Source organism: Verrucosispora sioxanthis (genome assembly GCF_010560025.1).
Lineage (GTDB): Bacteria > Actinomycetota > Actinomycetes > Mycobacteriales > Micromonosporaceae > Micromonospora > Micromonospora palythoicola.
Map to the genome: position 1 here is coordinate 550688 of NZ_SAIY01000002.1, position 23588 is coordinate 574275.

Below are 23588 nucleotides of genomic sequence, written 5' to 3' on the forward strand. Positions count from 1 at the left end.
ATCGGGGCCGTCCCTCAGAGGATCCGGGTGACCTGTTCGGCGGCGATGAGCGTGTCCCGACGGGACGGGTCGAGGTTGGCGCAGAGCAGCACGGACGCTCCGGCTGCCAGCGGGGCGAGCAGCCACTTGAGCGGCTGGTCGTGCTCGGCGACGTCGACCAGCAGCCGGTCACCGGCCCGCAGGTCGAGCTGCTCGGCCACCGCCCTGGCGATCGAACCCCACTCGGCGTAGCTGGTGCCGTCCGGACTGGCCGCGTCGTGCGCGTGCAGCACGGGCCGGTCGGTCGGGGCGACGCCGTGCCGCAGCACCTCCACGGACCAGTCGAGCCAACCGACCGGCACGTCGACGAGCGGCTGCGGCCCGGTGCCGACGAGATACCGGTGCAGCCCGTCCGGCACGTCCTCCAGCCAGTCGTCCAGGCGTTCCGGGGTGACCAGGACTGCGTCGTACGGCCGGTCGCCGCCGGGCTCCAGCACCGGCAGCCCGGCGGTGGCGCGCGGCCGGAACGACACCTCCATCCCGACCGACCAGGCACCCAGCAACACGGCCGCGGTACGCCAGTGCGGCGGCAGCAGCACCGCCACCCGGCTGCCCTGGGTCAGTCCGCAGCCGTCGCGCAGCAGCCCGGCGGCCCGCGCCGCCAGGTCACCGAGCGCGGCGGCGGACAGGTCGTGCCGCGCGCCGCTGCTGTGGTCGAGGTAGCTGAGCAGTGGCCGGTCCGGATCGGCGAGACCGGCGGCGGACGGTACGGGTAGGGCAGCGCGCATAGGTACGTCCTACTCCTGCCGCCCGGCCCTGTCGAGGCCGCCCCCTCGCGGCCGGGTCGGCGAAGACATGACTGACGGCATTGGCGCAGGGCGCCGCGTCACGGGAGAGTCAGGGGCATGACCACTCACGGGGCAGAACGGGCGGCTCTCGACGGCGGCCGGCAGCCGATGTTGCGGCGACTCGTCCCGGTCGTGGCGCTGCTGTTCCTCGCCCCCTGGGCCGCCGAGTGCTCGTGGGGCGGCTTCGCCGGCACCGACATGCTGGGCGTCGTGGTGGTGCTGGCACCGATGTACGGGGGCGCGGCGGTGCTGATCCGGGAGGCGGCCCGGCGTACGGGCGGCGGCTGGCCGATGATCGTCCTGCTGGCGGCGGGGTTCGGGGTGCTCCAGGCGGGCCTGGTGGACCAGTCGCTGTTCAACCCGGACTACCTGGCCGACACCGAGTTCGCGGAGCTGAGCGCGGCGGACCGCACCCGCGTACCGGTGCTGGGCATCAGCGCGCAGCAGGCGATCAGCTTCGTCGGTAACCATGTCGCGTTGACCATCTGCGCGCCGATCGCCATCGTCGAGTCGTACCTCTCCCCGACCCGCCGGCTGCGGCCGTGGCTGCGGGTGCCCGGCCTGGTCGTCGTGGCCGTGCTCTACCTGCTGGGCAGCCTGCTCGTCTTCGCCGACGACAGCGGACGCAAGGGGTTCCTGGCCAGCCCCGGTCAACTCGTCGGGGCCGCGGCGGTGGTCCTCGCCCTGGTCGTGCTGGCCGCGCTGCCGCGTTGGCGGCGTCGACCGATCCCGGCTGCGGCAGGTGCCCCCCGCCCGGCCCGTCCCGGCCTGCTGGTGCTGCTCGTCTACCTGGGAGTCAGCATGCTCTCCGGCTGGATCGGCGTCGCCGTGTCGGTAGTTGTCGTCGCCGCGCTGGTGTGGATGCTGGCCCGTTGGTCGGGACACGCCGACTGGGGTCAGCGGCAGGTGCTGGCCAGTGCCGCCGGTGCGCTGGTCGGGGCGGCTGTGCTGGCCTACCTGGTGCCCCCGTACTCACCGGCGTCACCCACCCAGGCCCTGATCAGCGACGTGATCGTCAGCCTGCTCGCGATCGCCATGCTCACCGGGGCGTACGCGCGACTGCGGCGGCACGAGTCGGTGCCGGCCTACCCGGGCTGAGAGCCTGCCTGAGGAGGCCATGCCTCTGGCGAGCCTCCTCAGGCACGTTCTGACCGTTGCCGGAGGCTGCCAGACTCGTGGCGCGGGCGTCCAATGTCGACGTCGGATGCTGTCGGGCGGGAGGCTGGTCATGAGGCGATGGACGCGGCTACGGGTCGGACTGGTGATGCTCGCGATGGGCGCGGTGCTGGCCCCGCCGGCAGCCGTGACGGCTGATCCGCTACCCACCGGCGCGGTCATCGCGACCGTGTGGGCGAACCAGCCGGCTGCGGCTGAGTACACGGTCGACAACGGCTGGAGCTGGTCCTCCACCGAAGGTGACATCGTCGTACGGCGGACCGGCACCGGGGCGTACACGGTCGAGTTGCAGCACGCCGCGACCAGCACCGGCGTCGCACACGTGGTGGCGTACGGTGGCGGGCCGGTGCACTGCACGGTGGCCAGCTGGTACCGGAGCCTGCTGGGCGGCAACCACCTGCTGATCCAGGTACGGTGCTTCGCGGCGACCGGCGCACCGGTGGACAGCCGGTTCGTGGCGACGTTCACCAACCGGCAGCAGATCCATCAGGGGCGGTTGGCCTGGTTCACCACGGACCAGGCGACGCCGGTCGGTCTGCGGACCATCCCGGCCGGCCTGCGGTACGACTCCACGGGCGGAACGATCAGCTATGAGCGGCTCGGTACCGGCCACTACCGCTTCCGCATGAACCCCAACCCGGCCAGTGAGTCGGGTGCCCCGATCTTCCCGATGACACACGTCACGGCGCTTGGCGGCAACGCGGTGAACTGCCAGATCGACTGGCCGGACGGGCGGGAGGTGCGATGCGCCAACGCCGCCGGTAACGACGTCGACGCGCGGTTCGCGGTCACCTACGGCTCCCGGGTCGACCTGCTCGGCCACTCGGCGGGCCCACGGTTCGCCAGCGGAACCCTCTATGGCGACAACATCACCGGAGGGTTCATCAGCGGCGACAGCTACAACTCGACGCTGCCCGGGTACGGCGGCGCCAGCGGCACACCGCTCGGCACCGGCCGTTACCAGATGATCTTCAGCGGCACCGGGACCACGTTCGGCACCGCCTTCGTCAACGCCCACCTCGGCATACTTCCCGGCAGTCGGCCTCGCGGCCACTGCGTGCTCGCCGGCTGGGGGCGATCCGGGGCGAACACGGTGGTGCTGGTGAACTGCTACGGCTGGCTCGGCGTACCGGCCAACCTGAACGCCCGGATCTCCTACACCACCTGGCCCGGGGGCACCGCCGTGTGAGCAGGGGCGGTGGGTCTACTCGGGTAGTGCGGGGCCGCCGTCGAGCAGCGGGGCGAGCAGGTCGCCATGCTTCTCGATCCGGTCCAGCACCTCGCCGGCGGCGTAGGGTCTGGTGGCCGGGCGTCGGCCCGCCGCGCCGGCGGAAACCTCGTCCCAGGTCAACGGCGTCGACACCGACGGGACGGGCTGGGCACGCAGCGAGTACGGCGCCACCGTGGTCTTCGCCGCGTTGTTCTGGCTCCAGTCGATGAAGACCTTGCCCGGTCGCAGGTTCTTCGCCATCTTCGACACCACCAGCTTCGGCTGTTCGCGTTCGAGTTCCTGGGCGACGCGCCGGGCGTAGGCCGACACGTCGTCGGCGGGCTGGCTGCCGGAAATCGGGCAGCAGAGCTGCATGCCCTTCTTACCGGAGGTCTTCGGGTAGGAGTCGATGCCGTCGGCGGCCAGTCGGTCGCGCAGCGTCAGGGCCACCTGGCAGCACTGCTCCAGTGCCGCCGGAGCACCCGGATCCAGGTCGATCACCATCAGGTCCGGGTGTGCGCCGACCTTCCACTGCGGGGTGTGCAGTTCCAGGGCGGCCAGGTTGGCCAGCCAGACCAACGTGGGCAGGTCGTCGGCGACGACGTAGTCGATGGTCTCCCGACCCTTGGTGGAGCCCGGCGCGGGCAGCGTCTCGACGCGTACCCAGGACGGGGTGGCGGCCGGAGCGTTCTTCTCGAAGAACGAGCCACCGGTCACGCCGTTCGGGTAGCGGATGCGGGTCAGCGCCCGGTCGGCCAGGTGCGGCAGCAGCACCGGGGCGATCCGGGTGTAGTAGTCGATCACTTCGCCCTTGGTGAAGCCGGCCGTCGGATAGAGCACCTTGTCCAGGTTGGACAGCTCCAGCGTGCGGCCCTGCACCTCGACCGGGAACCGGTCAGCTGGCATCGTCGACCTCCTCGGCCGGTTTGTCCGGGCGGATCCGCAGGATCCGGGGGAACCGCAGGCGCCCGTCCGGGGTGCGTTGGCCGTACTTGACCTCCACCACCAGCCGGGGAGTTACCCAGATCGCGCCCCGGGCATCCTCGCGGGGCACATCGCCGCGAAACGGCGAGGCGGTGGTGCGCAGCGGCTCCAACTCGCGCAGCAGTTCCCGTTCGAGGGCGGCACCGATCCCACCGCCGACCCGGCCCCGGTAGACGAGTCGGCCGTCGGCACCGGGCACCCCGACCAGCAGCCCGCCGATCTTCCGCGCGCCGGGCCGCCAGCCGCCGACCACGAAGTCGCCGGTCACCTCCAGCTTGACCTTCACCCAGTCCGGCGAGCGCACCCCGGGCCGGTAGACCGACTCGACCCGCTTGGCCATCACCCCTTCGAGGCCGTGCTCGCCAGCCGCCTCGTAGGTGGCCGGGCCGTCGGAGAAGACCGGTGGGACCGCCCACCGCGCCGCGCCGAGCGCCAGGCCGTCGAGGGCCTCCCGCCGCCGGGCGTACGGCCAGCCGGTGAGATCCTGCCCGGCCAACCGCAACACGTCGAAGATCATGTACGTGACCGGGACGGTTGCCGCCAGCCGGGCCGCCTTCGCGGCGTTACGCACGTGCATCCGCTCGGCCAGGGCGGTGAACGAGGGTCGTCCGGCCTGGTCGAACAGGACCACCTCGCCGTCGAGCAGTGCGTCGTCGACCTGCTCGCCGAGCGGAATCAACTCGGGATAGGCGGTGGTGATCTCCACGCCGGAGCGGGCGTACAGGCGTGGCCGTCCGCCGGCGATTTCGGCAAGCGCGCGTACCCCGTCCCACTTGAACTCGTACGCCCAGTCGGGACCGGCCGGAAGCTGCCCGGTCATCGCGAGCATCGGCTTGAGCGGCGCGCCGGGCACAGGCCGACTGTAGTAGCAGGCCGAACACCTCGCGTCCGGTTCGCTGTGATGCGAGCATGGTCGATACCGGGGAAGGGAGCGCAGCATGCGTGCCATCTGGAAGGGAGCCGTGTCGTTCGGCCTGGTCTCGATCGCGGTGAAGCTGTATTCCGCGACGGAGGAGAAGGACATCCGGTTCCACCAGGTGCACCGGGCCGACGGCGGACGGATCCGGTACAAGCGCACCTGCCAGGTCTGTGGCGAGGAGGTCAGCTACGACGACATCGCCAAGGGCTACGACATCGGTGGCGGGGAGATGGTCATCCTCACCGACTCCGACTTCGCCGACCTGCCGTTGAGCACCTCCCACGCGATCGACGTGCTGGAGTTCGTGCCGGCCGAGCAGGTCGACCCGATCCTCTACAACAAGGCGTACTTCCTGGAGCCGGAGGGCACCGCGACCAAGCCGTACCTGCTGCTGCGGGACGCGTTGACCGACTCGGAGCGGGTGGCGATCGTCAAGGTGGCGCTGCGCCAGCGGGAGCAGCTGGCCACCCTGCGGGTCCGCGAGGGTGTGCTGCTGCTGAACACGATGCTCTGGCCCGACGAGATCCGTAAGCCGGACTTCGGTTTCCTCGACGAGGACCTGAAGATCCGGCCACCGGAGTTGGCGATGGCCACCTCGCTCATCGACTCGATGGCCGGGGACTTCCACCCGGACGAGTTCACCGACGATTACCGGGCGGCGTTGCAGGAGGTCATCGACGCGAAGGTGGAGGGCCGCGAGGTGGTCCAACCGGAGGAGGTCGAGGAGGCGCCGGCCGCCGCCGTCGATCTGATGGCCGCGTTGAAGGCGTCCGTGGAGCGGGCCCGGGCGGCTCGCGGCGAGGCACCGGCCGGTGGTGGCGCCGAGCCGACCCCCATCTCGTCGGCACGTTCGGCGCAGAAGAAGGCGGCGGAGAAGAAGACCGCCAAGGCACCGGCCAAGAAGGCACCCGCGAAGAAGACCGCCGAGAAGAAGGCCACCGCCAAGAAGGCAACGCCGGCCAAGAAGACCACGGAGAAGAAAGCCACCAAGAAGGCCACCCCGCGCAAGTCCGCCTGACCGCGCCCTCGATCACCTGAATGTACCTTTCTGGGCGGGTTCGGCTCCACCACCGACCCCATGATCCTCATGCCCGTGCCGGTCGGCGCGGGCCATCGATGGTCGGAAGTGCGTCGGACACCAGGTACCGTGTGTCGGCGACGGCTGCCCGTGGCCGGACCCACCCCACACCTCTCAGCAGGGAGTCGAGGACGTGAGCGAGCAGGAGACCAAGGCGCGGCGGCGGCTGGCCGAGCAGTTGGCGGCTCAGAAGGCGGCCGAGGCGAAGCGCCGCCGGCAGGCCTGGGCCGGTGCGTTCGCCGGCATCGCCGTCGTGGCGGTGCTGATCACCGTGTTCGTGATGGTGGGCCAGCGCGGCGGTGACGACGCCCCCGAGCAGGCCGCCGGTACGCCGTCCGCCCCGGCGGAGGCGACCAACGAGCCGGCCGCCCCGCCTGCGCCGCAGCTACCGGAGGGCGCGGACCCGGCGCTGGGCAGCAAGCCGACGGTCACCGCCGGTGAGGGTGAGTTGAAGAAGCTGACCGTGACTCCGCTGATCGAGGGCACCGGGCCGAAGGTCAAGGCCGGTCAGTCGATCACCACCAACTACGTCGGTGTCTTCTACAAGACCGGTGAGGAGTTCGACTCCTCCTGGGAGCGGGGGCAGCCCGCCACCTTCCCGATCGGGGTGGGGCAGGTCATCCCGGGCTGGGACAAGGGTCTGGTGGGCGTGAACGTGGGCAGCCGGGTGCAGCTCGACATCCCGGCCGAGGACGCCTACGGCGACGGTGGCGGCGGTCGCCCGGCCGGTCCGCTGCGGTTCGTGGTGGACGTGCTCGCCGCCGAGTGAGCCGCGGGGCGCCCCGCCCCGACGGCAGGCGAACATCGATGCGGTTGACCACAGATGGCTTCCGGACGGTCACCGACCGGCAGTAGGTTCGACAGGCGTCCCGGGTACCTCGCCCGGGACGCTCGTCGAAGCGACCCGGAGGTGCACGTGACGGCAGTGGACGCCGACGGGCGGACCGCCCGGTTGATGTGGACGCACTACGAGCCGCTGCACGCCGTCACCTACTTCCATCCGCGCGCCCGCGCCGCCTACGAGGCGGCCGGACTACGCGGCTACTGGCGGGGCTACTTCGCCGGTCGCGCCGCCCCGCTCGGGCCGACCGGTCCGGCTCCGGTGATCGCCGCCTTCTACAACTTCGCACCGCAAATGGTGAGCCGGGCCCTGCCGGCGGTGTGGGAACTGGCCACGCCGGACCAGGCGCTGCGCGCCCGGCTGACCGGTGCGGTGCAGGCGCTCGCCGAGTTGACCTACGAGTTGCCCGAGCGGCATCTCGTGGAGGCCGCCGACCTGCTCGAGGCCGCCACCGACGGGCTCGGCACGGCCGGCCGGGTGCTCGGCGCGGCGAACGCGGGCCTGCCCCGGGGTGAGTACCCGCTGGCTCGGCTCTGGCAGGCCGCCACCACGCTGCGCGAACATCGTGGTGACGGGCACGTGGCCGCGCTGGTCGCCGCCGACCTCGACCCGGTGGAGACGCTCGCCTGGCGGGTCGCGGTCGACATGCCGGCGGCCAACCTCCTCGGCCGGGGCTGGTCGGAGCAGGACTGGTCGCAGGCGCGTGACCGGCTCACCGTCCGTGGCTGGCTGGACGCCGAGGGCAAGCCGACCGAGCGCGGCCGGACGTCCTTCCAGGCGATCGAGGACGCCACCGATCTCGCCGCCACTCGCCCCTGGCTGACGCTCGGCCCCGAGCGTGCACACCGCCTCCGCGAACTGCTCGACCCGATCGCCCGCGCCGCTCACACGGTCATCCCGCCGGACAGCCCCATCGGTCTGCCACCCCTGGCGAGTTGACCAAGAAGTTCCGGTCTGACTTGTCGTCGATTCCTGACGCGAACTTCTTGATCGACGCCGCGGTGGGTGGGAGAGGATGGGGGTGTGACGGTGGATGGAGTGGTTTTCGACCTTGACGGGGTGATCGTCGACTCCGAGCCGGTGTGGGAGGAGGTTCGGCGGGCTTACGTCGCGGAGCACGGGGGTGTCTGGCAGGACGACACCCAGCGTCGGCTGATGGGGATGAGCACCGGCGAGTGGGCCCGCTACCTCAGCGACGAGTTGGGGGTGCGGCGCACCGCCGACCAGGTGGCCGCCGAGGTGGTCGAGGAGATGGCCCGCCGCTACGCGGCCCGGGTGCCGGTGATCGACGGCGCGGTCGACGTGGTCCGCCGGCTGGCCGCACGGTGGCCGCTGGGACTGGCCAGTTCCTCGCCGACCCGGCTGATCGGCGCGGCGCTGGCCGCCACCGACCTGACCGGCTCGTTCCGCAGCACCCTGTCGACCGAGGAGACCGAGCGCGGCAAGCCGGCACCGGACGTCTACCTGAGCGTGGCCGAGCGGCTCGGCCTCGACCCGACGCGCTGCGTGGCGGTGGAGGACTCTTCGAACGGGGTCCGTTCCGCGGCTGCGGCCGGGATGGCGGTGGTGGCGGTGCCGCACGGGGCGTACCCGCTGGATCCGGACGCTCGGCGGCTGGCCGTGGCGGTGCTGGACTCGATCGACGAGTTGACCCCGGAGGTCGTCGACCGGCTGGGCTGAACCGGCACCGGGCGGTCCCCCGCCCGCCTACGGTCGGTGGCATGAAGGCGATGGTGTACGAACGCACCGGCGATCCCTCCGTGCTCCAGTTGGTCGAGCGGCCGGTGCCGGAACCCGGGCCGGGCGAGGTGCTGGTGCGGATCGCGGTGTCCGGGGTGAACCCGACCGACTGGAAGTCGCGCCGGCAGGGCCCGCTGCCGGCCGGCTGGCAGATACCGGGCCAGGACGGCGCCGGAGTGGTCGAGGCGGTCGGCGAGGGGGTCGACCAGGAGCTGATCGGCGAGCGGGTCTGGGTCTGGGAGGCCGCCTGGCAGCGGCCCTGGGGAACCGCCGCCGAGTACACGGTGGTGCCGGTCCGCCAGGCGGTCCGCCTCGGCGACGCGTCCTTCGAACTGGGCGCCTGCCTCGGCATCCCGTTCCTGACGGCGCACCGGTGCCTGACCTCCGGCGAGTATTTGCCGGACACCCTGCGTCCCGGCGCGCTCAGTGACCACACGGTGCTGGTACAGGGTGGGGCCGGCGCCGTGGGCAACGCGGCGGTCCAGTTGGCGTCCTGGGCCGATGCCTGCGTGATCGCCACGGTCAGCAGCGCCGAGAAGGCCCAACTGGCCGCGGCGGCCGGTGCCTCGTTGGTGGTCAACTACCGGGAACAGGACGTGGTGGAGGAGGTCCACAAGATCGCGCCCGACGGGGTGCACGGCATCGTGGAGGTCTCCCCCGCCCGCAACGCGGCCACCGACGTTCGGCTGCTGCGCCCGGGCGGAGTGGTCAGCGTGTACGCCAACGACGGCGGTGACGAGGTGACGTTGCCGGTCGGCCCGCTGATGGCGCCGAACGCCCGTTGGCAGTTCGTGCTGGTCTACACGATGCCGAAGGCGGCCAAGGCCCAGGCGCTTGTCGACGTCGCGGCGGCCGCCGCGCAGGGCGGGATCCGGGTGGGCGAGGAAGCCGGTCTGCCGTTGCATTCCTATCCGCTGTCGGCGACCGCCGCCGCTCATCAGGCGGTGGAGGACTCGGTGGTCGGCAGGGTGCTGCTCAGCGCTCACGAATAAGCGGCTCGACCTGGGAGTTTTCGCCGTACGCAGGACAGAGGCGAACAAGTCTCGCAATACTGGCATTGCGGGTCGCCCCGCAAGGAACGGGCGGCCCCGGCGCGGTGCGAACGCCGGGGCCGCCCACCGGAGAGAGGTCTGTTCAGGCCACTACTCCCAATGGCGATGATGCGCCGAAAAACGTTACGGCGTGGCCAGTTCCCGCACATTCAGGTCGCCGTCGGCGTACCGGGAGCGCACCACCTTCTTGTCGAACTTGCCGACGCTCGTCTTCGGCACCGCCTCGACGAACGCCCACCGCTCCGGCAACTGCCAGCGCGCCACCGACCCGGCCAGGAAGTCCCGCAACTCCTCCGGGGTCGCCGAGGCACCCTCCCGGAGCACCACCGTGGCCAGCGGCCGTTCGTCCCACCGCTGGTCCGGCACGCCCACCACGCAGGCCTCCAGCACCGCCGGGTGGGCCATCAACGCGTTCTCCAGTTCCACCGAGGAGATCCACTCGCCACCGGACTTGATCACGTCCTTGGCCCGGTCGGTGAGGGTGAGGTAGCCGTCCGCCGACAGCGTGCCCACGTCACCGGTACGCAGCCAGCCGTCGCGGAACTTCTCCGGGTCCGGCGCGTCGTCCCCGACGTACCGCGCGGTGATCCACGGCCCACGGACCTCCAGCTCGCCGACGGAGGTTCCGTCGGCGGGCAGCGGTTCCCCGGCCGGGCCCACGACGCGGGCCCGCACGCCCGCCGGCACCCGGCCCTGGGTGTACCGGTAGCGCCAGGCCTCGTCACCGCTCGCCCCGGCCGGTGGGCGCGACACCGAGCCCAGCGGCGACATCTCGGTCATCCCCCACGCGTGGATGACGTCGATGCCGTGCCGCTCGTCGAACGCGTGCATCAGCGACGGCGGGCAGGCAGAACCACCGACGATCACCTCCGTGAGCGAGGAGGTGTCGACGTCGTGGCTGTCCAGGTAGGCAAGCAGGTCGGTCCAGATGGTCGGCACCGCACCGGCCAGCGTCGGCCGCTCGGCGGCGATCATCTCGGCGATCGGCGCGGCCTGGAGGAAACGGTCCGGCATCACCAGCGACGCGCCGGAGAGGAACGCCGCGAACGGCAGCCCCCACGACATCGCGTGGAACATCGGCACGATCGCCAGTTCCCGGTCGGTCGGCCCGAGCCCGAACCCCTCCGGCATGCAGATCTGCAACGAGTGCAGGTAGATCGAGCGGTGCGAGTAGGCCACCCCCTTGGGGTTGCCGGTGGTGCCGGAGGTGTAGCAGAGGGCGGCGGCGTCGCGTTCGTCCACCTCGGGCCAGTCGTACACCTCCGGGCGGTCGGCCAGCAGCGCGTCCCAGTGATGTACGGCGATCCGGTCGCCCGCCGCCGCCAGCAGCGGGGCGGGATCGCCAGCGCCGACCACCACCACGTGTCGCACGCTCGTCATGCCACCGAGAGACTTCGCCAGCAGCGGGATCAACGTCGCGTCGACGAGCACCACCCGGTCCTCGGCGTGGTTGGCGATGTAGGTGACCTGGTCCGGAAAGAGCCGGATGTTGAGCGTGTGCAGCACCGCACCCATGCTGGGCACCGCGAAGTACGCCACCAGGTGCTCGGTGTTGTTCCACATGAAGGTGGCGACCCGCTCGTCGCCGGTCACCCCGCACTCCGCCCGCAGCGCGTGCGCGAGCCGGGCGGCGTCCCGCCCGACCTCGGCGTACGTGCTGCGGCGCGGCTCGGCGCCGGTCCACGTCACCACCTCGGCCGCGCCGTGCACGGTGGCGCCGTGTTCGAGGATCCGGGAGACCTGAAGGGGGGCGTCCATCATCGTGCTACGCATGGGTAACAAGTTAGTGTCGCCGGTCACACGTTGGGAACCCCCGTAAATTGTCCGGGTGAGCATCTCCTGGGCTGATTCGTACGTCGGGCAGCTACGCGCCCTGGCCGGCGACCGGACGCTGATGTTCGTCGGCGCGCGGGCCGTGGTGCGCGACAGCTCGGCCCGGATCCTGCTGATCCGCCGCTCCGACAACGGGCAGTGGGCACTGCCCGCCGGCGCGATGGAGTTGGGCGAGTCGATCGCGGACTGCGCCGTGCGGGAGGTACGCGAGGAGACCGGGCTGCGGGCGCTGCGGGTGAGCGCCTTCGCCCTCTACACCGGCCCGGACCGCACCCACACCAACATGTACGGCCACACCTACCAGATCTTCACCACCGCGTTCCGGGTGGAGGAGTGGGACGGACGGCTGGCCCGGGTCACCGACGAGACAAGCGACGCGGGCTTTTTCCACCACGAGGCGATGCCCCAGCCGCTCTCGGCAAGTGTCCTGGAGACCCTGGCCGACCTGGACGTCTTCGAGCAGACCAACCGTCTGATCCTGAAGTGACCAGGCAGCACGGTGGCCTCGCCCGGGCGGGCGAGGCCACCGTGCGGGCGCCGTCGGCGGATCAGTGCCGACCCTCGGCGAACTCCTCGACGATCTTGGCGCAGAAGGCCGGCAGGTCGTCGGGCTTGCGGCTGCTGACCAGCCCGTTGTCGGTCACGACCTGCTCGTCGACCCATTCCGCGCCGGCATTCACCAGGTCCGTACGCAGGCTGGGCCAACTGGTCAGCCGCCGGCCCCGCACCACGTCCGCCTCGACGAGCGTCCACGGGCCGTGGCAGATCACCCCGACCGGCTTGCCGGCGTCGAAGAACGACTTCACGAACCGGACGGCGTCGGAGTCGGTGCGCAGGAAGTCCGGGTTGGCCACCCCACCGGGCAGCACCAGCGCGTCGTACCTGGCGGGATCCGCGTCGGCCGCGCTCACGTCCACCTCGTACGTGGTGGAGGGGTCCAGGTGCTCGAAGGAGGTGATCTTCCCAGGCTTGATCGACACCAGCTCGGCGGTCGCACCGGCCTGCTCGACGGCCTGACGCGGCTGGACGTACTCGACATCCTCCACGCCGTCGGTGGCCAGGAAGGCGACCCGCTTGCCCTGCAACGTCGCTGCCATAGTGTTCTCCTTTCCGGGGGTACGTCCGTATCCGTTCCCGGTGCCGACGTCACGAAACGCGGCTGGACGGTGGCCCACCGCACGTCGCCGCCAGCGGGTGCCCGGCCGGCAGGTTTGACCCCGCCGACCGGAGGGGAACCGCCGGCATGGCACGAGCAGCAGCGGAACAGCTCCGGTTCGCCGACGTCGTGCAGAGCTGGCTCGGGCGTCCGGTCCTGGTTATCGGTGACGCCATGCTCGACGAGTGGCGGTTCGCCGACTCCGACCGGTTGTGCCGGGAAGCCCCCGCACCGGTCCTCACCCTGCGCCGCCGCATCTCGGCGGCGGGTGGTGCCGCCAACACCGCCGTCAACATCGCCACGCTGGGCGGGCGCTCGGTGCTGGTGGCTCCCGTGGGGGCCGACGCCGCCGGCGACGAGCTGCACGACTGCCTCGACCGGGCCGGTGTCTGGGACCGCACGGTCAGCCAGCCGGGCCGCTACACCCCGGTCAAGCGTCGGATGCTGGCCGGCGACCAGATCCTGCTGCGGGAGGACTCCGGCGACCCGGACGACCCGCTCAGCGACCTGGGAGTGGACTGCCTGCTCACCGCCCTGGACTGTGCGAGTGCGGAACTGCGGGCCGCCAGCGGAGGCGAGAAACCGGCCCTGGTGGTCTGCGACTACGGTCTGGGCGCGCTGCCCGCGCCGGTACGCGCCTGGCTGGTCGAGCACCGGGACCGGTACGCCACGGTCGCGCTCGACGCCCACGACCTCGCCGACTGGCGGGGGCTCGCCCCGACCGTGGTGACCCCGAGCTTCGCCGAGGCCACCCGCCTGCTCGCCCGGGCGGGCACGGTCCGGCCGACCACGAACCCGGCGACGGCCGCTGACCCGGTCGGTACCGGTGCCTCGCCGGCCGCCGGTGGCCGCGAGCTGCACCTGGAGCATCCCGAGGTCGACCCGGCCGACGGGCCGTCCGAACTGACCGTCGGCACGGCTCCGGGTGCGGCCGGGATGCGGCGTACCGACGGGCCCACCGGCGAGCCGACTCCGGGCGAGAGTCGGGTGGCGATGACCCGCGACGGGCTCAGCGTGACCGGCACGGGGGTGACCGTGAACGCCGAGGTCGGTGCCGGCGTGGACCGGGCCGTCCTGGCCGAGTCCCGGCTCGCCGAGCTGCGTGCCCACACCGGCGCGGCCGTGGTCGCGGTGACTCTGGACACCGAGGGCGCGGTGGTCGGCGGTGTCGACGGTGCGCCCGCCCGCAGTCACAGCACACCCGTGCCCGCCAGCCACGCCGTCGGTGCCGGTGACGCCTACCTGGCCGCGATGACCCTCGCGCTGGCCGCCGACGCCCCGCTGTCCACCGCCGCGCAACTTGCCCAGCTCGCCGCGACGAGCACCGTCGCCGGCACCGGCACCTGCGTGTGCCGCCGCGAGGACCTGCTGGCCGCCCTGGGCCGACCGGCAGCCGACGACCGGCAGGTACTCGTCGACACCGGGCACCTGACGGAGATCGTCGCCGAACACCGGCGGGCCGGCCGCTCGATCGTCTTCACCAACGGCTGCTTCGACGTGCTGCACCGGGGGCACGTGCGGTACCTGGAACAGGCCCGCGCCCTCGGCGATCTGCTGGTGGTGGCGGTCAACTCCGACGGCAGCGTACGCCGGTTGAAGGGTGCGGACCGGCCGGTGAACCCGATCGAGGACCGGGCCGCCCTGCTCGCCGCGCTGACCTGCGTCGACCACGTGGTGGTGTTCGAGGAGGATTCCCCGGCCGCCCTCATCGAAGCCGTCCGGCCGGACGTCTACGTCAAGGGCGGCGACTACCCGCCCGAGCTGGTGCCGGAGGCGCCGCTGGTGCAACGGCTGGGCGGCCAGGTACGCACCCTGGGGTACGTACCGGACCGCTCCACCTCGGCGATCATCGACCGGATCCGCGCGTACGGGCAGGAGGGCGCGACCGACGCGCAGGCCGCTCCCACCCCGGCGGTGGAGACGTCCGGCGCGACCGGCACCGGAACCGCCGCCACGACCGGTGCGGACGCGCCGCCGCTGACCGGCAAGGCGCCGTGAACCGACCCCTCGACGCCGGCACGCCCGCGCAGTTCCGCGCCGACCGGCTGGTCGACGTGCTCGTCCCGACCCGCAACCGGCCCACCGAACTCGCCGTCACCCTCTCCGGGCTCGCCGCCCAGGAGGGGGTGCCGGGGTTCGGCGTGGTGGTCAGCGACCAGTCCGACGGCGACCCCGGATACCTCCACCCGGCGGCGGCCACCATGGTCCGGGCGCTACGCCACCGGGGGAATCCGGTGCTGCTGACCCGGCGACTGCCCCGACGCGGACTCGCCGAGCACCGCGACTTCCTGCTCGACGCCTCCGTCGCGCGGTACGTCCTCTTCCTCGACGACGACGTCTGGCTGGAACCGGGCACACTGCGCCGGCTGGTGACCGCGATCGGCGAGCTGGGCTGCGGCTTCGTCGGCAACGGGGTGCACGGCCTGTCCTACCTGGACGACGTACGGCCGGACACGCACCGGCACTACCGGGAGTGGCCGGGCCGACCGGTGCCGGAGCGGGTCCGGCCGGGCACGCCCGAGTGGGACCGGGCGCAGATCCACTCCGCGGCGAATCTGCTGCACGTGACGGCGTCGCTGGCGCTCGCCGACGGTGACTGGCGGGCGTACCAGGTGTCCTGGATCGGCGGCTGCGTGCTCTACGACCGAGCCAAGCTCGTCGACGCCGGCGGATTCGGCTTCTGGCGACGGGTACCGGCGCGGCACCAGGGCGAGGACGTCGCCGCGCAACTCGCCGTGCTGGCGCGGCACGGCGGTGCCGGCGTCCTGCCCAGCGGCGCCTACCACCTGGAGTCACCGACCACGGTCACCGAACGCGACGTGGAGGCATGGGAGGTCGTCCTCGCCTCGCTGGACCCGGACACCTGAGCCGGCGGAACCCGTCAACGGAACAGCAGCTCGCGGGCGGCTTCCACCACCTCGGCCACCGGCACGTCCGTGACGAAGGAGTCGCGGTGCGGGCAGTTGCCGTCACCCGGACGGTGCGGGTAGATGCCGGGGGTGCAGTCCACCCCGCAGACCGGACAGTGCACCGTCCACGAGGTGATCGGCCGATGCCGGCCCCGCAGCACGGGAGCGGTGGTGATCAGGTTGCCGACCCAGAAGATGCCGACGGTCGGCGTACCGACGGCGGCGGCCAGGTGCAGCGGCCCGGTGTCGTTGGAGACCACCAGCTCGCAGCCGGCGTAACAACCGGCCAGCCCACCCAGGCTGAGCGTGCCGACCTGCGGCCGGACCGGCACCCCGGCGGTGGCCACCACCCGGTCCACCACGTCCCGTTCGGCAGGGGTGCCGGTGACGAGGATTTCGTACCCGTCGGCGTGCAGCGTCCGGGCCACCTCCCCGAAGCGGTCCGCGGGCCAGCGACGACGGGTGTCCGTCGCTCCGGGATGCAGCGCCACCCGGGGACGCTCCGACTCGCCGAGCACGGTGCGCGCCTCGGCCCGGTCGGTCTCGGTGACCGCCAGCGCCGGGATGGTCGTGGTGGCCGCGGCGCCCACCAGAGCCACCGTCTCCAGGTATCGGATCACCTCGTGCTGGTAGTAGACGTACCGCAGCCAGCGGTCCAGCGGCGGCGCGTCCTCGGCCCGTAGGCCGGCGGTGAGCCGGGCGCCGAGCGCGGCCACCAACGGGTTGGAGTTGGCGCCGCCGCCATGAAGTTGCAGCGCCAGGTCGAACCGTTCCGCGCGGGCGGCGGCCAGGAAGTCGACAATGCTCGACTCGGGCTCGCCCTCGGTCGCCGTCCGGATCCCCGGCGCGGGCGGCACCACGAGTACCCGGTCGACCGGGCCCGGCCGGTCGCGCCACAGCTGCGCGTGCCAGGGCGCGCCGAGCAACACGATCTCCGCTTGGGGGTACGCGGCCCGCAGCGCCTCCAGCGCGGGCAGTACGAAGATGAAGTCACCGAGCGCGTTGGCGCGCAGCACGGCGATCCGGGCCACGTCGGGCACCCGGTCGGCGGCCCCTCCCAGCACGGCCGAAGCCACCGGGCGCGCTACCGGCCGGAATCGCCGGTAGCGACGTCCGGCTGGTGCAGTTCCCGGTCCGCCGCCGGGTCGACGCTGCTCGGCACACCACCGGAGGGGCTCGTCGAACGCGGTCCGGTACGGCCGACGGTGATGGTGCGCGGTGCGGGCCGGTTCGCCCGGGGCAGCCGTACCCGCAGCAGACCGTGGTCCATCACCGCGTCGATCTCCTCGGGGTCCACCCGCGACGGCAGTTGCACGCGGTACTCGAAGCCCCGGGTCTCGAACCCGCCGGGAATGCCATGGTCGGCGTTGACCTCGGCCTCCGTCCGCGCCCGTACGCACAGCTCGCGGTCGTCCAGCTCCACCGCGACCTCCTCGGGAGCGACGCCGGGCAGCCGGACGACCACCTCCCAGCCGTCGCTGGTCTCGCCCAGCTCCACCTCGGGCGGCCCTGGACGGCCGCCGACCAGCCGGCTCAGCTCGGCCCGCAGCGACTGCAGCTCGCCCATCGGGTCCCAGCCCTGCTGGCCGCCCCGCCAACCGCGTCCCGGCCTGGTCATCGCGCGTCTCCCATTCGTTGACTGGCGGCTGCCGGCCGCAACGAGCTCGGCGCGTCGAGGTTGGCCTCCCGGTCGACCCCGACGCCGAGCCGGTCGACGAGTTCACCGCCCAGCCAGCCGCTGACCCCGAGAATGCCCAGCGCCACCACCTCGATGGCGATCAGTGCCCCACCCGCCCCCCGCGAGTCGGCGTTGAGCCGCACCACCCAGACGGCGGCGAAGAGCAGGATCACCGCGACGTTCGCGACGGCGTGGATGAGCGCCACCCGCTTGGCCCGGGTTCCGGAGGGGATGGCCAGCAGGTCGAACGTGCCGGCCGCCGCCGCCAGCAGGCCGCCGATCAGGCCGACGGTGAGGTTCCAGTACGCCACCTCGCCGAGGAAGTCCGGCCCGCCGACCGTGTCGATGACGTCGAAGAGCACGGCGGTGACCAGTAGGGCGAAGGGAAACATCACAAGCATCGGATGGACGGGGTGCCCCAGGATCTTGAGTCGACTCTCCATCTCCGGGCCTCCACTGCTGTTCGAAAGCACTCCGTGGGTCGGTACCCCCGGGCACCGGGGGACAAACCTGACGGTCGTGCGCGACTAGACTGACCGTGGCGGTTTCCCGCCCGGGTGCTGCCACCACGGTCAACTCCACGGGGAGGCACCCAGTGACGGTGGAGATCACATCCGCAGCGGAATTGACCGACCTGCTCGGCACCCCGGCACCCCGCGCGATCGCCAAGGAGCGCACCCGACTGCACGAGCGTGACCGGCAGTGGCTCGCCGCATCGCCGTTCTGCCTGGTGGCCACCGCCGGCGCGGACGGCACCTGCGACGTCTCCCCCAAGGGCGACCCGGCGGGTTTCGCGCACGTGCTCGACGACCGGACCATCGCCATCCCGGAGCGTCCCGGCAACAAGCGCGCCGACGGCTACCGCAACATCCTGGCCAACCCGCACGTCGGCCTGATCTTCCTCATTCCCGGGCGCACCGACACCCTGCGGATCAACGGCCGGGCCCGATTGCTGCGGGACGCGCCCTGGTTCGACGACATGGTGGTCAAGGGGCACCGGCCGGTGCTCGCCGTGCTGGTCGAGATCGAGCAGATCTTCTACCACTGTGCGAAGGCGTTCCTGCGGTCCCAACTGTGGCAGCCGGAGACCTGGCCACCGGACCCGCTGCCCAGCCGGGCCCGCCTGGTCAAGGAGGTCGAGGCCCCGGCGGCCACCCTCGCCGACCTGGAGCGTCACTACGGCCCCCAGTACGCCGCCAGCCTCTACACCTGACCCGCCTCGTCGACCGCCACCCGACGCCGTCGGCTCGCAGGCAGCAACTTCGGTGATGTTGCTGCCTGCGGCCCGTCCAGACACGACAACATCCGCGAAGTTGCAGGCCGGGGCTGCACGGGGGCCGGCGGCGGAGGGGTGTGCTAGCTGCGGGGGATCACCGTGGTGGTGACGATGACACTGTTGACGACGGTTGCGGTCATGGTCCGGGTCACGGCTTCCGCTGCGGCACCGGCTCCCCAGTTGCCCTGTTCGAGTTCCTTGGCGCGTTCGATCACCGGTGTGGTCCACGGGATGTCGCGGTAGAACTGGGGCAACGTTCCGCTGCCCGACAGCAGTGCCGCGAGCGCGGCCGTCCGGGCCGACGGTTCCGTGCCGTCCACGAGCACCTGCCGGACCTCCTCCAGCAGGCGCGCCCGGCGCCCGTTGCCGCCGTCGCGCAGCGCGGTCGTACGGAACAGGCCGAGCACCTTACGCTCCTCCCGCCGGATGTCGCCGCGTTCGACGAGCCGCTCCAACACCGGCTTGCGCAGGTGCGGGCCGATGGCGGCGAGCACCGTCTGGACGCCGCGGGGCTTCTCGGAGACGTAGTCCCACGCCGACCGGAGCAACTCGTCCGACGGTGCCTGCCCCTCGACGGTCTGCACCTTGCGTCGGTCCGCCATCGTCACCCGGTCGGCGAGGGCGAGATCCGCGAGTACGGCCCCGGCGAGGACATAGAAGAGGGTGTTCTCTCCGGCGATGGTGCCCGACCTCGGCTGGAACAGTAGAAGCAGCAGGTCCTCCACCAGAGTCGGTGAGCCGGGTTGCGACGTTTCTGCGGTCACGGTCACTCCTTTGTCGTACGTCTTCCCGCGCGGTGCGCGGTTCTGGTCGGGGTGTCGCGCGCACCTCGGTGCCGCTCGCCACCCTCAGCGGCGGGGTTCCCACTTGAACAGGCGGGTGGCCGCCACGACGGCGATCACGACCCAGCCCAGCGTCGGGGCCAGCAGGAGCAGGGAGTCGGTCACGGCGACGCCACCGTTCCAGGCGTTCATCACCATCTCGGTGGCGGAACCACCGGGCAGCAGCCGCTTGAGCAGGGCGAGATTCTCGGTGCCGGTGACGCCCACCCAACTGGCCACGCCGATCACGCCGAGGGTGACGGGCAGGGTGGTGACCTGGGCGTGCTCGGGTGAGTTGGTCAGGCCGGCGGTGGCCAGACCCAGGCCGATCAGCATGGCCACGGTCGCGACGATCGCCACCACCAGCAGGGGTACGTTGGCCGGCCCGCCGGCGACCATGGCCAGGGCGGTCAGGATCGCGGCCACCTGCACCAGCGCGACGACGGTGGCGGGCAGCAGCAGGCGGGCGAGGATGCCGGCGTCCCCGATGGCCGTGGAGCGCAGCCGCTTGAGGAAGAGGTTCTGCCGCCGGGACGCCAGGGTGGTCACGGTCGTGGCGTAGAGCCCGAACGCGGCCACGGTGAACAGCACGATCGCCGCGATGTAGCCGAGGCTGCCGAGGGCGGCGAAGGTCTCGTGCTGACGGACGAAGTACGCGGAGACGACCACCGGGATGATGAAGCTGGTGACCAGCACCAGCCGGTTCCGGAAGATCTGGATCAACTCGCTGAAGGCGATGGGGAACACGGGAAGGATTCCTCTCGGGGAGACGATTCAGCCGCTGATGGCGCGGAAGACGTTGTCGAGTCGGGTCGGTCCGGCCTCCAGGTCCCGCAGCTCCACGGCGTGGTCCTGCGCCCAGGCGAGCAGGACGTGCAGGTCTTTCTGCAGATCGAAGGTCTCGATCACGACCCTGCCGTCGCCGTCCGTGGCGGCCCGCACCGGCAGCGCCGGCGCCGTCGGCGGCAGCGAGAAGCGGATGACGGCCGGCAGCGTGCGGGTCAGCTCGGAGACGGTGCCCTCCCGGTGGAAGGTGCCCTCGTGCATGAGCCCGATCCGGTCGGCGCGCTGCTGCGCCTCCTCCAGGTAGTGCGTGGTCAGCACGATCGTCGCGCCGTTCTCCCGGAGGCGGTCCACCGTCATCCACAGGTGGTCACGGGACTGGACGTCCAGGCCGGTGGTCGGCTCGTCCAAGAAGATCAGCTCCGGGGTGCCGTAGACGGCGGTGGCGAAGTCCAGCCGCCGCTTCTCCCCGCCGGAGAGCTGGGAAACCTTCCGGCCGGCCTTGCCGGTGAGATCGACGATGTCGAGCACCCGGTCGACATCGTCGGTCCGCCGGGTCAGGGTGCCGATCAGCCGGACCGACTCACGAACCGTGAGGTCCGGGGAGAAACCACTCTCCTGGAGCATGACGCCCATCCGGGGGCGGACCGCCCGACGGTCACCCGGTTGGTGCCCGAAGACGCGCACGGTGCCGGAGGTCGGCGTCCGGTGGCCCTCGACGGTCTCCAGGGCCGAGGTCTTCCCCGCCCCGTTCGTGCCGAGCAGCGCGTACAGTTCGCCGCGCCGGACCTCGAAGGAAAGATCCTTCACGGCGTGGAAGTCGCCGTACTTCACGTTGAGCCGTTCGACTTCGATCACTGGTGTCGTGGACATGCCCCAATGACAGCAGCGGTCGCGGCGATCGCTCAGTGGCGCCACGTCACGGGTACATGTGACGTGGTGTCACTGCCCGCCCCACCTGGACTTGGGAATACTGGCTGGGTGACCGCGAGATCGCCGGCCTTCACCAAGACGACGCAGAAGCGGCTGCGCCGGATCAATCTCCTCACGTCACTTCCGCCGGTCGTGTTCGCCGCGGTGGTTCTCCTGGCCACCGACGCGCACACCTGGTGGCATCTCGTCGTCCTGGCCCCGGGTGTGGCCTTCGAACGCTGGACGGCGGACGACCTCGCCCGGGTCGCCCTGCCCTGCACGATCGTCGGGGCTGTGGTGTGGCCGCTCGGGGTGCTGCTGACCGGCAGCCCCAACGCCTACTGGGGCATCTGCGCGGTCGGGTCTCTCGCCCTCCGCGAGGTACGACGCCGGACCCTGGCAGCGGTCGGGCTGTTCAGCTACGTCGCCGCCGTCGGCGCGATGCGGCTCCTGGTCGATCAGGACGACATCCGCGGCGTCCTGATCACCTACGTCCTCGTCCCGACGGGCCTCACCGTCCTGGTGACCGTCCTGACGATCGTCGGCGAGCGCTTCTACGACCTCATCCGGGAGCTGGATCACGCCCGGGAACGCGAGGCGGAGCTGGCGGTCATCCGCGAACGCGTCCGCTTCGCCAGCGACCTGCACGACATCCAGGGCCACACTCTGCACGTGGTCAAGCTGAAGATCGCACTGGCGCAGAAGCTGATGCGCCGCGACACCGACCGAGCAGAGAAGGAACTGCGGGAGACGTACGCGCTGGTGAGCGACACCATCACCCAGACCAAGGAACTGGCGTACGCGCAGCGCCGACTCAACCTCTCGGCGGAACTCGAGAACGCGAAGAACCTGTTCGAGGCGGCGGGCATCCGGGTCCGGGTGACCCGGGAGGCCGAGGTGGACCCGCGCAGCAGCGAACTGCTCGGCCAGGTCCTGCGCGAGACCACCACGAACATCCTGCGCCACGCCCAGGCCACCCAGGTGCGGATCACGCTCTCCGAAGCCGGCATCTCGATCGTCAACGACGGCGTGAGCGGCGACACGCTGCCCGAGCTCAGAGGGCTGTCCAACCTCCGGCAACGGCTGGCAGCCGACGGCGGCGAGTTGGCCGTGGAACAGCAGGACGGGCGCTTCCGAACCGCCGCGAGGCTTCCGGCCGCCCGTGCCGATGCCGCCACCGGCGGCGCTGCGGAGGATCAGCGATGACCACCACCATCGTGCTCGCCGACGACGAGGCCCTGCTGCGCAAGGCGCTGGCGGCGCTGCTGCCGCTCGAAGGCGACATCGACATCGTCGCCGAGGCGACCAACGGCGAGACCGCCGTCGAGGCCACCCTGCGACACCGGCCCGACGTGCTGGTCATCGACCTGGAGATGCCCGGCACCGACGGCCTCGGCGCCATCACGCAGATCCGCCGCGTCCGGCCGGAGCAGGTGGTCCTCATGCTGACCCGACATGCCCGGCCCGGCGTGCTGCGCAAGGCGCTGAAACTCGGCGTCCAGGGTTTCGTCAGCAAGTCGGCCGAGCCCGCCCACATCGCCTCGGTCATCACCGACCTGCACGCGGGTCGACGGTGGATCGACCCCGACGTGTCCGCGCTCGCCATCGTCGACGACTGTCCGCTCACCGAGCGGGAACTCGACGTTCTGCGGGTGACGAGCGAGGGCTACTCGGTCGCCGACATCGCCGCCCGGCTCCACCTCGCCCAGGGCACCGTGCGTAACTACCTCTCCAACGCCATGCAGAAGACCCAGACCCACACCCGCCACGAGGCCGCGCGCTACGCCCGCGAGCACGACTGGCTGTGACCCCTGAACCGCCAGCTTGGAGATGTCGGATGTTGAACCCGGTCCAGACACAGCGCATCGAGGGCGTCGTGGTGGCGGCCTTCGCCGTCGTGGTGATCGTCGCCGTCGGGTACGCGTGGTGGTGGCTGCTCGCCCTGTTCCTGATCTTCGACCTGTCGATGGTCGGCTATCTGCGCGGCCCGCACGTGGGTGCCTTCTGCTACAACCTGGTGCACTCCTACGCGCTGCCGGCGCTGCTCGGCGCGGTCGCGGTGGCCCTCGCCGCATTCCGGGAGCCGATCGACTGGCTCGGCGTCCTCGCCATCGCGTGGGTCTTCCACATCGCCGTCGACCGCGCCCTCGGCTACGGCCTCAAGACCACCGAGGGCTTCGAACACACCCACCTCGGCCCGATCGGCAAGGCCAAGCGGTCCACGCGCTGAGCCGCACGCTCCGGGACGGACAGCCGCAGCGCAACCGGCAGCGGCTGACCTGAAAGACGGCGAAGCCCAGGCCGATGACCTGGGCTTGCGTACCGAGCCGCCTGACGGAATCGAACCGTCGACCTACGCTCCTCGCCCATCGCCCTCCCTAGCCTGTCACCAG

25 protein-coding genes are annotated in these 23588 nt (G+C 71.6%); 14 read left to right on the forward strand and 11 right to left on the reverse strand.

All coding sequences use genetic code 11. The features are described from left to right. Positions 1–14: 14 nt before the first annotated feature. Entirely contained in the window at positions 15–767 is a 753-nt protein-coding gene (locus ENC19_RS07685; RefSeq protein WP_164446420.1) for a TIGR03089 family protein, read from the reverse strand. Between the two features lie 117 nt (positions 768–884). Between ENC19_RS07685 and ENC19_RS07690 the strand changes: the two genes are divergently transcribed. Further along, on the forward strand, positions 885–1925 hold the full coding sequence (locus ENC19_RS07690) for a hypothetical protein (protein WP_164446421.1): 1041 nt from the start codon (positions 885–887) through the stop codon (positions 1923–1925). Between the two features lie 130 nt (positions 1926–2055). Continuing rightward, the gene (locus ENC19_RS07695; RefSeq protein ID WP_164446422.1) at positions 2056–3192 is read left to right on the forward strand and encodes a hypothetical protein; all 1137 of its coding nucleotides are present in this window, start codon (positions 2056–2058) and stop codon (positions 3190–3192) included. Positions 3193–3207: 15 nt separating this feature from the next. Here ENC19_RS07695 and ligD (ENC19_RS07700) read toward each other — a convergent pair whose 3' ends face one another. Further along, positions 3208–4119 carry a non-homologous end-joining DNA ligase gene (gene ligD, locus ENC19_RS07700; protein WP_164446423.1) on the reverse strand — a complete coding sequence of 304 codons (912 nt, stop codon included), beginning with the start codon at positions 4117–4119 and terminating at the stop codon, positions 3208–3210. Beyond that, positions 4109–5050 carry a non-homologous end-joining DNA ligase gene (gene ligD, locus ENC19_RS07705; protein ID WP_164446424.1) on the reverse strand — a complete coding sequence of 314 codons (942 nt, stop codon included), beginning with the start codon at positions 5048–5050 and terminating at the stop codon, positions 4109–4111. Before ligD (ENC19_RS07705) ends, ligD (ENC19_RS07700) begins: the two co-directional genes overlap by 11 nt. Before the next feature lie 85 nt (positions 5051–5135). Between ligD (ENC19_RS07705) and ku the strand changes: the two genes are divergently transcribed. The 5 genes from ku to ENC19_RS07730 all read left to right on the forward strand — a co-directional run bounded on the left by ku (position 5136) and on the right by ENC19_RS07730 (position 9767). Continuing rightward, the gene (ku, locus tag ENC19_RS07710) at positions 5136–6134 is read left to right on the forward strand and encodes a non-homologous end joining protein Ku (protein ID WP_164446425.1); all 999 of its coding nucleotides are present in this window, start codon (positions 5136–5138) and stop codon (positions 6132–6134) included. Positions 6135–6327: 193 nt separating this feature from the next. Beyond that, a complete protein-coding gene (locus ENC19_RS07715) occupies positions 6328–6963 on the forward strand; it encodes an FKBP-type peptidyl-prolyl cis-trans isomerase (RefSeq protein WP_309246225.1) in 636 nt (211 codons plus the stop codon). Between the two features lie 186 nt (positions 6964–7149). Beyond that, entirely contained in the window at positions 7150–7974 is an 825-nt protein-coding gene (locus tag ENC19_RS07720; protein ID WP_164446774.1) for an SCO6745 family protein, read from the forward strand. 84 nt (positions 7975–8058) lie between these two features. Continuing rightward, entirely contained in the window at positions 8059–8715 is a 657-nt protein-coding gene (locus ENC19_RS07725) for an HAD family hydrolase (RefSeq protein WP_164446427.1), read from the forward strand. A gap of 41 nt (positions 8716–8756) precedes the next feature. After that, entirely contained in the window at positions 8757–9767 is a 1011-nt protein-coding gene (locus ENC19_RS07730) for an NADPH:quinone reductase (protein WP_164446428.1), read from the forward strand. A 183-nt stretch (positions 9768–9950) separates the two neighbouring features. Here the strand turns inward: ENC19_RS07730 and ENC19_RS07735 are convergent, their stop codons facing one another. Next, positions 9951–11600 carry a fatty acid--CoA ligase gene (locus ENC19_RS07735; protein ID WP_164446429.1) on the reverse strand — a complete coding sequence of 550 codons (1650 nt, stop codon included), beginning with the start codon at positions 11598–11600 and terminating at the stop codon, positions 9951–9953. Between the two features lie 55 nt (positions 11601–11655). Between ENC19_RS07735 and ENC19_RS07740 the strand changes: the two genes are divergently transcribed. Next, on the forward strand, positions 11656–12147 hold the full coding sequence (locus ENC19_RS07740) for an NUDIX domain-containing protein (RefSeq protein ID WP_164446431.1): 492 nt from the start codon (positions 11656–11658) through the stop codon (positions 12145–12147). Positions 12148–12208: 61 nt separating this feature from the next. On the opposite strand, the gene ENC19_RS07745 is transcribed toward ENC19_RS07740, so the two are convergent. Beyond that, entirely contained in the window at positions 12209–12757 is a 549-nt protein-coding gene (locus ENC19_RS07745) for a type 1 glutamine amidotransferase domain-containing protein (protein WP_164446432.1), read from the reverse strand. Positions 12758–12903: 146 nt separating this feature from the next. Between ENC19_RS07745 and rfaE2 the strand changes: the two genes are divergently transcribed. Then, positions 12904–14814, forward strand: a complete 1911-nt coding sequence (gene rfaE2, locus ENC19_RS07750) for a D-glycero-beta-D-manno-heptose 1-phosphate adenylyltransferase (protein WP_164446433.1) — start codon at positions 12904–12906, stop codon at positions 14812–14814. Then, entirely contained in the window at positions 14811–15683 is an 873-nt protein-coding gene (locus ENC19_RS07755) for a glycosyltransferase family 2 protein (protein ID WP_164446434.1), read from the forward strand. Before rfaE2 ends, ENC19_RS07755 begins: the two co-directional genes overlap by 4 nt. Positions 15684–15697: 14 nt before the next feature. Here the strand turns inward: ENC19_RS07755 and ENC19_RS07760 are convergent, their stop codons facing one another. From ENC19_RS07760 to ENC19_RS07770, 3 genes are read right to left on the reverse strand one after another with little or no spacing between them, the layout of a single operon-like run. Further along, positions 15698–16801, reverse strand: coding sequence for a glycosyltransferase family 9 protein (locus tag ENC19_RS07760; protein WP_164446435.1), 1104 nt, complete (start codon positions 16799–16801; stop codon positions 15698–15700). An 8-nt stretch (positions 16802–16809) separates the two neighbouring features. Continuing rightward, positions 16810–17343 (reverse strand): Hsp20/alpha crystallin family protein, encoded by a 534-nt coding sequence (locus tag ENC19_RS07765; RefSeq protein WP_164446437.1) that lies wholly within the window; start codon positions 17341–17343, stop codon positions 16810–16812. Continuing rightward, positions 17340–17846 (reverse strand): DUF2231 domain-containing protein, encoded by a 507-nt coding sequence (locus ENC19_RS07770; RefSeq protein ID WP_164446438.1) that lies wholly within the window; start codon positions 17844–17846, stop codon positions 17340–17342. The genes ENC19_RS07765 and ENC19_RS07770 overlap by 4 nt, the downstream gene beginning before the upstream one ends. A 152-nt stretch (positions 17847–17998) precedes the next feature. On the opposite strand from ENC19_RS07770, the gene ENC19_RS07775 reads away from it, so the two are divergent. Next, positions 17999–18616, forward strand: a complete 618-nt coding sequence (locus tag ENC19_RS07775; protein ID WP_164446439.1) for a pyridoxamine 5'-phosphate oxidase family protein — start codon at positions 17999–18001, stop codon at positions 18614–18616. A gap of 143 nt (positions 18617–18759) precedes the next feature. On the opposite strand, the gene ENC19_RS07780 is transcribed toward ENC19_RS07775, so the two are convergent. The 3 genes from ENC19_RS07780 to ENC19_RS07790 form a co-directional block, all read right to left on the reverse strand. Further along, positions 18760–19443, reverse strand: a complete 684-nt coding sequence (locus ENC19_RS07780; RefSeq protein ID WP_208020829.1) for a GOLPH3/VPS74 family protein — start codon at positions 19441–19443, stop codon at positions 18760–18762. A gap of 84 nt (positions 19444–19527) precedes the next feature. After that, the gene (locus tag ENC19_RS07785; RefSeq protein ID WP_164446440.1) at positions 19528–20247 is read right to left on the reverse strand and encodes an ABC transporter permease; all 720 of its coding nucleotides are present in this window, start codon (positions 20245–20247) and stop codon (positions 19528–19530) included. Positions 20248–20274: 27 nt separating this feature from the next. Beyond that, a complete protein-coding gene (locus ENC19_RS07790) occupies positions 20275–21156 on the reverse strand; it encodes an ABC transporter ATP-binding protein (RefSeq protein WP_164446441.1) in 882 nt (293 codons plus the stop codon). A 108-nt stretch (positions 21157–21264) separates the two neighbouring features. On the opposite strand from ENC19_RS07790, the gene ENC19_RS07795 reads away from it, so the two are divergent. From ENC19_RS07795 to ENC19_RS07805, 3 genes are read left to right on the forward strand one after another with little or no spacing between them, the layout of a single operon-like run. Next, a complete protein-coding gene (locus tag ENC19_RS07795) occupies positions 21265–22401 on the forward strand; it encodes a sensor histidine kinase (RefSeq protein ID WP_208020830.1) in 1137 nt (378 codons plus the stop codon). Continuing rightward, positions 22398–23003: a response regulator transcription factor gene (locus ENC19_RS07800; RefSeq protein ID WP_164446443.1), complete on the forward strand. Its 606-nt coding sequence runs from the start codon at positions 22398–22400 to the stop codon at positions 23001–23003. The genes ENC19_RS07795 and ENC19_RS07800 overlap by 4 nt, the downstream gene beginning before the upstream one ends. Before the next feature lie 29 nt (positions 23004–23032). After that, on the forward strand, positions 23033–23425 hold the full coding sequence (locus ENC19_RS07805; protein ID WP_164446444.1) for a DUF4260 domain-containing protein: 393 nt from the start codon (positions 23033–23035) through the stop codon (positions 23423–23425). Positions 23426–23588 lie beyond the last annotated feature (163 nt).